A 7,193-nucleotide genomic window follows, 5' to 3' on the forward strand; every position below is an offset into this window, starting at 1 on the left:
TTTATTTTTCAATTGGTTATATTTTTTCTTTGTAGGGACGCCACGCTTGGCGTCCGAATGAAAACACTTTGTCAATAAACTGAAATGCCAAAGCTAACCCCTTTGGCATTTTTAGATCGGAATGCAAATATGAAATCACTCAAAAAATTCGGTTTAGCTATTATGCTTGCAACAGGTTTAGCTGCTTGTACCACTACCCAAAGCATTAACCAAGAAGCTGCATTAAGCTATCGCCAAGTACAACAAGAAGCGAAATCAAAAGGTGTACTAGATACCACATCTGCAACATCTAAACGTATTCAAGCAGTATTTAATAAAATGCGACCTTATGCAGAAAAAGAAAATAAAACAGGCGTACCATTTAATTGGGAAATTAGTGTAGTACGTTCTGATGAACTCAATGCTTGGGCAATGCCTGGTGGCAAAATGATGTTCTATACAGGATTAGTCGAAAAATTAAAACTTACTGATGATGAAATTGCAACAGTAATGGGGCACGAAATGGCTCACGCACTAGAAGAACACGGTAAATCAGATCGTACCGTAAGTACGATTACAGGTATTATCGGAGCTGTTGCTGATGTAGCAGTTACTGCAACCACTGGAGTAAATACAGAAGGCTTGCTTAGCACAGGCGTTGATTTAATTGCCAACAAACCTTTCTCTCGTAGCCAAGAAACAGAAGCCGATGAAATTGGTTTATTTTTAATGGCAAAATCTGGTTACAACCCGAAATCAGCTCCAAATGTATGGGTAAAAATGAGCCAAGCAACGGGCGGTTCAGGAGGACTACTTGAAAGTCTAATTTCTACTCACCCAGTCAATGCTGATCGCCAAGCAAATTTACAACGCCTAATGCCAAAAGCAATGGAATACTACAACGCAAGAAAATAAGCGGTAGGATAAATCTCATTTTTTACAAAAGTCTTTGGAAATTCCAAATAGTCAAACTATTTGCAAACCTCTAGATATTTATCTTGGGGTTTGCTCTAACAGAGCATATCAAAAACTTCAATATACAAGAATCTAACCTATAAGATGAACTCAACTTGGCATCTATTACTTAAATAGAAATTGCATTACTAGGTTAATAAAAAATCCACCTACAATAAGCCATAGGCAGATAATGCCACCTAATAGCAAAGGCTTTATTCCCGCTTGTTTAATTGAACTAAGACGTGTGGTTAGCCCTAAAGCTGACATTGCCATCATTAGCAAAAATGTATCAATTTGGGTCAGCACATTCACCATTTTTTCTGGCATTAAACCAAATGAATTAAATACTGCAACAGCAATAAACAATACCGCAAACCAAGGAATCGTAATTTTCTGTTTTTCGTTATTTTCTTGCTGTAAATAGTAAGCTAAGCCAATTAAGAATGGAGCGAGCATCATTACTCGAATCATTTTAGTAATCACTGCAGTATCTGCAACGGTGCTATTGATATTTCCACCTGCTGCATATACTTGAGCAACTTCGTGAACGGTTGAGCCGATATAAATCCCAAACTGATGCTCATTTAATACTCCATTCAAATAAGGATAAAACATAGGGTATAAAAACATACAAAGGGTGCCAAAAATAACAATGAGTGCTACTGCCACCGAAACTTTATGAGATTCTGCTTTCACAATGGATGTGGTAGCCATAATAGCAGCTGCACCACAAATGCTACAACCTGCTGCAGTAAGCTGTACAATTTGTTTGTCTATTTTCAGTAACCGAATGCCAATCCAGCAAGTAAGAAAAAGTGTTGTTACCAATAAAAGAGCATCGCTGATTACCGCATTAGCTCCCACAGAATAAATATCTTGTAAAGTAATCCTAAAACCATATAGCACAATGCCTGTTCTTAATAGGATAGTTTTAGCAAATTGAATACCTTGTGCTGTTTCTTTTTCGATATAAATATAAAATGTATTGCCTAATAAGAGTCCAATTAGAATTGAAATAGTTAGTGTACTAAGTTGTAAATTGATAGCAATAGCAGTTTTTGACACATAGAAGGAAAGGGCTGTTAAGAAAACAACTAAAGTTAGCCCTGAAAGTAGGTTTGGGTTAATTTTCATTTTTATAATAAAAAGGCATAATAGAACCCACCTATTATGCCTTAAATCGAATAAGATTTTAACTAAAAATTAAAAACGGTAAGTTGCATTAGCACCGAAAGTGTTGCCTTTTACTCGTTCGTCATCGAATTTAATATTAGTTCTTAAATATTCCGCACCAACTTCAAAGTTTGAAGATACTGCATACTTAGCACCAATACCAAATCCAAGACCGGTTCTTGTTTCTGATGCAGATAAATAATCAACACCTCCATTAAAACCAACTTCTCGGTCTTTTGCTTCAAATTTAGTCGCTACATAACCTACTTTTACATAAGGTAAGAAATCAGCAGATACACGATAACCTTGTAAATAGCTAACACTTGCTCTCCACTTCTCATCTACTTTAGTATATGAACCATCGACCTCTGTAACATCAACTAATTTAGAACTATTGAATTTAACTTTCCCTTCAATTACGCCAACAAAGTTATTACCATAGTCAATACCATAGTCTGCAATGATACCTACTCCAGTTGCACGTTTAGCATCTTCATATTTAGTTGAAGTTAAATCAATACCAGCACCAAACCCTGTAAAGGTTTGACCAACTGGTGCTGCAAATGCAGATACTGAAACTAAGCTAACAAGAGTTGCTAAGGCTAATTTTTTCATAAAATGCTCCCATATGAGTGTAAAAAAACAGGGGTTAGTGTACTAGCTCATCTAAAAAAAGACAAGTTAAAGGATACATTTTTCAGCTTATTAGAAAGCTTTTCATTCAGACACTCGCAATATTCTCTCACTTGCTTGTGAGAGAATGTTTTTTGTACAAGTGCTGCATAATACCGTTAAAATAATTAAATCCGATACTTTTGTCTATTACACTAGCCTTGTTATAGCAGAATTAGAAACTTTTAGTTACATTTAGAAGAACTTGTTTCTTATCGTAAGAATAAATCGCAATATTACTATCTGTTTTAGAGTAATTAAATGTTAATCTTGGTGTCAAGCCCCAAAAATGTACATTTTTATTCCATAGCGAGATAGATGCAGAATATTCTTGGTTTTTCTGCTTCATACCAAAGAATGTTTTTTCTTTGTAATTACGTTTACCCACACCTAAGGTAGTAGAAGTCACAAAACCCTTACCCCATTCTTGTCCCCAAGTTAGCCTTGTACCAATTCGCTCATAAGAGTTAGTTTCATCTTTAGCTGATTTCTTAGCTGTATCAAGAGCTAATGACCAATATTGCGTAGCACTTGGTAAATACATTATGCTATTAGATACACTATGAGATGCACCATCATATTGTCTACTTTGAACCAATCTATCATACATTTCATAGCCAAAGTCATAAGAGAAGGAATATTTCCAACGTTGATTTAACCAATATGATAAATCAAATGTGGCACCATAAGTATTAGAATATTTTTTTAGTGACTTGGTTGAATTTGCCCCACCAGCATACCAACGTTTATCAATATAAGGGGTTAATGATAAATCTAATCTCGCATTAGAATAACCGATACCTAAGCCAATATGGGCGTTAACATCGTTATAGTATTTGTTATCCCAATAATATTTAGTGGATAAACTGCTGTCAAAAGCAATATATTTACCGTTGTTCAAACTCCAGCGTTTACTTGCCCCCCCCCAAGCAGAAATACCTTGCCCAGATTGTCTTGGCGATGAGTAGGTTAGTGTTCCACCATTAGGTAAGGTCATTACCGTTCCTTGTGGTGCAGAGTTTGATAAATTTTTATCATTTAAGAAAGTACCACCAAAAGAGAAACTCCACTCTTCTTTACGGTTAATGGCTGCAATATAATTATCAAATACCACAATATCTTGCGGAGATACGCCTTCTGAGGCTCTTAAACGTTCAAATTGTGTTTTTGCAGCTTCAAACTCTTGGTTATAAAATAACGTTTCTGCTAATTGGAAACGAATAAAGTCATTATCAGGTAATTTAGTATGTAATGCTCGATAAGCTGAGACTGAATCAGTTAAATTTTTATCTCTTAATAAAATCGCATTTGCCCAATCAATTAAAGATTCATCTCGGGCTGGGACATTATTATATAATTTAATATAGGTAGGCAAAGCCGCACTATTTGGGTTAATTAACGCTCTTAGGAATAAATCTTCTAAAATTTCAGGGTTTTCTACCAGCTGTTTTCCTGTATATTTAACCACATTTCTTTTATCTTCCGCATTATTCGCTTCAGATAGTTTTTGCTGTCTTAATAGATCATCCTTTAATTTATTTTGTTCTAAAGGTGATGGATTGTTGATATTAGTTTGATATGGATCTCTCTCCACTACTGTGGTCATAGTTTCTGCATACACTGTTGTACTTAACAGTGCTACATATACAGCTAATTTTTTCATAAAATAAATTCCGTTGTATAAAAACAGCCCACCTAAACGGTGGGCTGATTATCAGATTTATGATTGTTCTAAATTAACAATCAATTACCATTTCTAGTTATTAGACTAGGATTATTTTTATTGTGCTGAACTTTGGTTTGTAGCACTAATGCCTCCTTCAGGAGAAGTTACACTAGGAACGACCGCTTTTGCACCAAATACAGCTCCCCAAGCTTTGCTTGCATCTTTCTCATTACTTGCAACAGCTCCACCTAGTTCATTAACTTGATCAAATAAGTTAGCTTGGAATGTCCCTTGTGCACCATTATGTACTGCAGTACCTAAAATAGCGCCGTTATTCGTATTTAAGTCACCACGGAAATCAACAAGTGTATTAGAGATTTCTGCTGGTTTAACACTACCATTCCCAAATGTCCATACATCATATAAACTACCAACAACTGTTTGTTTATTTAAATCAAGAGTTGCTTGAACGTGAGTACCACTTACTAACTCTTTATGGTAGCCAACCGCATTCGGAACACCAGTAGCTCTATTTGTAAGACTATGATCTAAGCCATAGGTTACTGCATGACCATTATATTTTACAGTTCCATCTTTGTAAGTATTTTCAATTAATGCTTTAGTATCAACATTACCACGAGCTGCTGAATTAGAACGGTAGAAATAATGGTTCTCTGTACCAGTTTCGCCATATTTACCATATGAAGCAATGTGAGTCTCAAAGCCATCAATATTCAAACCAGGTCTCACATCTGCAATTTTAATTTTATCTAATTTAGAAGTAACACGTCCATATTGAACAAAATTTAATGTTCCTGCTTTTTTATCTTCTGTTAAGAATGGAGCGTTTTCTAAAGCAGCATTCTTAGCAAGACCTTCTGCTACACCTTGTGCTTGTTCAGAATCACCTGCTAAGAAGGTACGGTTACCATAAACCTCCGCAACAGTATCTTGAAGATTACGTAAAGTACCATTATTAGCGATAGTCACACCAGCTGTACCTTTTGCACCAGTAGCGAGATAAACTTGTCTATCTTTTTCTAAAACTAAAGCTGTACCAGTTTCGTCACCTTTAAATTCAGTCTTAGTTCTTGATTTACCACCAGTACGTGCAGTATTTTCATTTTTAGTTTCACCAGCCTTGATGTGGTTATTAGGATCCGCTGCAATTAGATGGATATGTGCTAACGTATGTTGACCAACTGTATTATCAGTATTACCACGGAAGTCAAAGTCTTCTAAATAAACTAATTTTCGTTTACCATCTTCTAAATTTTCTACACCAATCACTATAGTATCTAAACTTGCATCAAGAGCATAAGTTGATGCTTTTACATCAGATGATTTGCTTGAAGTTTCTGTTCCAAAACCAACATTTAAGTTAGAGGTATTTTTCTGAGTAAATTGGTGACCAAATGATGCAGGAATAGCAGCAATTTTTGCTTTTCTTTCATTCTCAAGACGGATACGCTCCGCTTCAAGACGTTGTCGTTCTAGTTCCGCTGGACTTGGACCTTGAGGAGCTTCTGCACCACCTTTACCGCCAGAAGAGCCACAAGCTGCTAATACTGCAGCTGATACTAATGTTAAGCTAAATTTAACAAATGTGTTTTTGTTCATATTTTTAACCTTTATATAAAGTTACTGAGTAAAGACACTCATATTATCTTGAGCTATTACGTTAGTAATAGCTCCCCTTTTGTATACAAAAGACCGATTAGTCTTTCAGATGTAATTTATACCAAAGAATCACAATGAGATCAATCGCTATTTACGTTCAAAACTCAAAATACACTCAAACATAGCACAAATTATACTCAAATTAAGCTGTTTTACCTTTCCAAAGCTACTTTTCAGCTTTGGTTTCATCTTTGTTTTCTACAGCTTTAGTATCCTCTTTCGTATCACTTTTAAGCCCAGAGGCTACATTTTGAATCACCTTTCCTGCGCTATCCATTTTATCTGCAATCACTTCTTTGGCATCTTTTAATGTTGAGTTTAAAGACTCTTTAACTTCACCTAATGCTTCTGATAACTTACTTTTCTTTTCTGATGCAGTATTCTTAGCATCTTCAACTACTTCTGCAACCGCTTGTTTTGGCTGGCTTAGCTTAGATTCAATAGCTTGTTTCATTTCTTGCCATTTATCATCTGAAATCTTTCTTGCCTCTGCCACTTGGCTTTCTACTGAATTTTTCATTTCAGTCAGTTGTTTTTCTGTTTCTTGCTTAATTTGTGCAATTTTCTCTTCTGCTGATTTATTTGCTTCTGCTACTTTTTTGTCTGCTTGTTGTTTTGCTTGAGCAACTTTTTCATCTGCTTCTGCGTGAGCTTTAGCAATATGTTCTTCCGCAATTTTTTGAATCTCAACCAGCTTTTCATTCGCTACTTTTTCTAATTGAGCAAATTTTTCTTGAGATGCTTTTAAATCGGCTTCGAGTTTACTTTTTCCATTATCACACGCTGTTAAGCTTAAAATTGCTCCTAATGTAATAGCTAATAATGATTTTTTCATTCTAAATTCCCTCTATGACATTAAATTACAATAAAGGCACAGAAACTGTGCCTCAGATTATTGACAAAGTCTTTTTTCATTCGGACGCACTCAGTGCGTCCCTACAAGAAAAATTATAACTGATTGAAAAATAACAAATTTTATTTTTTGTGTAGGGACACACTACGTGTGTCCGTTTATTGAATACAACAAATTAGGGTTTGTCATCAGTCTGAGGCACAGAAGACTGTG

The 7,193-nt window shown here is 35.4% G+C and carries 6 protein-coding genes; 1 reads left to right on the forward strand and 5 read right to left on the reverse strand.

All coding sequences use genetic code 11. The annotated features are described in order from the left end of the window. The first annotated feature begins 129 nt into the window (after positions 1-129). Positions 130-894: a M48 family metalloprotease gene (locus tag ACWIW0_RS10950; protein WP_454453338.1), complete on the forward strand. Its 765-nt coding sequence runs from the start codon at positions 130-132 to the stop codon at positions 892-894. A gap of 165 nt (positions 895-1,059) precedes the next feature. On the opposite strand, the gene ACWIW0_RS10955 is transcribed toward ACWIW0_RS10950, so the two are convergent. From ACWIW0_RS10955 to ACWIW0_RS10975, 5 genes are all read right to left on the reverse strand, one after another. Next, positions 1,060-2,070, reverse strand: coding sequence for a YeiH family protein (locus tag ACWIW0_RS10955; RefSeq protein ID WP_454453339.1), 1,011 nt, complete (start codon positions 2,068-2,070; stop codon positions 1,060-1,062). 69 nt (positions 2,071-2,139) lie between these two features. Continuing rightward, positions 2,140-2,724 carry a porin family protein gene (locus tag ACWIW0_RS10960; RefSeq protein ID WP_454453340.1) on the reverse strand — a complete coding sequence of 195 codons (585 nt, stop codon included), beginning with the start codon at positions 2,722-2,724 and terminating at the stop codon, positions 2,140-2,142. A gap of 232 nt (positions 2,725-2,956) precedes the next feature. Beyond that, positions 2,957-4,444 carry a surface lipoprotein assembly modifier gene (locus ACWIW0_RS10965; protein WP_454453341.1) on the reverse strand — a complete coding sequence of 496 codons (1,488 nt, stop codon included), beginning with the start codon at positions 4,442-4,444 and terminating at the stop codon, positions 2,957-2,959. Between the two features lie 117 nt (positions 4,445-4,561). After that, positions 4,562-6,067 carry a hypothetical protein gene (locus ACWIW0_RS10970; protein ID WP_454453342.1) on the reverse strand — a complete coding sequence of 502 codons (1,506 nt, stop codon included), beginning with the start codon at positions 6,065-6,067 and terminating at the stop codon, positions 4,562-4,564. 226 nt (positions 6,068-6,293) lie between these two features. Further along, a complete protein-coding gene (locus tag ACWIW0_RS10975; RefSeq protein WP_454453343.1) occupies positions 6,294-6,962 on the reverse strand; it encodes a hypothetical protein in 669 nt (222 codons plus the stop codon). Positions 6,963-7,193: the final 231 nt, after the last annotated feature.

The sequence above is a fragment of the Ursidibacter sp. B-7004-1 genome (assembly GCF_053654055.1).

Bases quoted from the DNA above. Each gene is read 5' to 3' on its own strand.
- ACWIW0_RS10950 (WP_454453338.1), top strand. From the start codon at position 130: ATGAAATCACTCAAAAAATTCGGTTTAGCTATTATGCTTGCAACAGGT.
- ACWIW0_RS10955 (WP_454453339.1), bottom strand. From the start codon at position 2,070: ATGAAAATTAACCCAAACCTACTTTCAGGGCTAACTTTAGTTGTTTTC.
- ACWIW0_RS10960 (WP_454453340.1), bottom strand. From the start codon at position 2,724: ATGAAAAAATTAGCCTTAGCAACTCTTGTTAGCTTAGTTTCAGTATCT.
- ACWIW0_RS10965 (WP_454453341.1), bottom strand. From the start codon at position 4,444: ATGAAAAAATTAGCTGTATATGTAGCACTGTTAAGTACAACAGTGTAT.
- ACWIW0_RS10970 (WP_454453342.1), bottom strand. From the start codon at position 6,067: ATGAACAAAAACACATTTGTTAAATTTAGCTTAACATTAGTATCAGCT.
- ACWIW0_RS10975 (WP_454453343.1), bottom strand. From the start codon at position 6,962: ATGAAAAAATCATTATTAGCTATTACATTAGGAGCAATTTTAAGCTTA.